General features: G+C 56.0%; 2 protein-coding genes and 1 pseudogene. All 3 read left to right on the top strand.

Annotated features, from left to right (window positions below; translation table 11 throughout):
* Positions 1-481 (top strand): ParB/RepB/Spo0J family partition protein (locus AC1DRJ_RS27975; protein WP_477804996.1); only part of this gene is annotated, 481 nt, incomplete at its 5' end.
* Positions 482-629: 148 nt separating this feature from the next.
* The gene (locus AC1DRJ_RS27970) at positions 630-1037 is read left to right on the top strand and encodes a F0F1 ATP synthase subunit I (protein ID WP_007948092.1); all 408 of its coding nucleotides are present in this window, start codon (positions 630-632) and stop codon (positions 1035-1037) included.
* 16 nt (positions 1038-1053) lie between these two features.
* Positions 1054-1310 (top strand): annotated as a pseudogene (locus AC1DRJ_RS27965) (F0F1 ATP synthase subunit A); the annotation flags it as partial.

Genomic DNA, 1310 nt, shown 5'->3' with positions numbered 1-1310 from the left:
CCTTAATCCGATCGAAGAAGCCGTGGCGTTGCAGCGTTTGCAGCAGGAATTCCAGCTGACTCAGCAACAGGTTGCTGAAGCAGTGGGCAAATCCCGCGTGACCGTGGCCAACCTGCTACGCTTGATCGCGTTGCCGGAAGTTATCAAGACCATGCTGTCGCACGGCGACCTGGAAATGGGTCATGCGCGTGCTTTGCTCGGTTTACCGGAGAATCAACAGGTTGAAGGGGCGCGACACGTTGTCGCACGGGGGCTGACTGTGCGCCAGACTGAAGCACTGGTTCGCCAGTGGTTGAGTGGCAAACAGGAGCATGCTGAACCGGTAAAGCCGGACCCGGATATTGCCCGACTCGAGCAGCGCCTGGCCGAGCGCCTAGGCTCTGCGGTGCAGATTCGCCACGGTAAGAAGGGGAAAGGGCAGTTGGTTATTGGTTACAACTCCCTCGACGAGTTGCAGGGTGTGCTTGCACACATTCGTTGAAACATTTCCTCATGTAGCGTGCAGTCGGAAATCACTACCTGACAGTTGAATAGGGGCGGAACCGCACCTATACTCTGCGCGCATTTTGTCGGCACAAATTATGCCAAGTTATTGAATTCTGGCAGCCGATCATTGGGGAGCAATAACGATGGAGAGCCGCACGCCAAACCGCTTGCCGTTCCATCGCCTGGCAGTTTTTCCGGTGTTACTGGCTCAATTTGTCGTTTTGGTACTGGCCGCCTTGGCGCTCTGGTACTGGCATGGAGTCGTAGCCGGGTACTCAGGACTCTGCGGAGGCTTGATAGCCTTGCTTCCCAATGTTTATTTCGCTCACAGGGCATTTCGGTTTTCCGGCGCCCGAGCAGCTCAAGCCATCGTCCGGTCTTTTTATGCCGGTGAGGCGGGCAAACTGATTTTGACGGCAGTGCTCTTTGCATTGACGTTTGCAGGTGTGAAGCCATTGGCGCCGCTAGCTGTATTCGGCGTCTTCGTGTTGACCCAACTGGTCAGCTGGTTCGCGCCCCTGCTGATGAGAACAAGACTTTCGAGACCTTAGGGCGTTTGAGGCAACCATGGCAGAGACAACCGCTTCGGGCTATATCCAGCACCACTTGCAAAACCTGACCTTCGGTCAGCACCCAACTGGCGGGTGGGGTTTTGCCCACACCGCAGCAGAAGCCAAAGAAATGGGCTTCTGGGCTTTCCACGTCGATACCCTCGGCTGGTCGGTCGCGTTGGGTCTGATCTTCGTACTTCTTTTCCGCATGGCGGCGAAGAAAGCGACTTCCGGTCAGCCTGGTGCTTTGCAGAACTTCGTTGAAGTAATGGT

Source organism: Pseudomonas sp. P5_B2 (assembly GCF_056400445.1).
The sequence above is the reverse complement of the archived record's forward strand: the minus strand, read 5'-3'. Positions and strand labels throughout refer to the sequence as shown.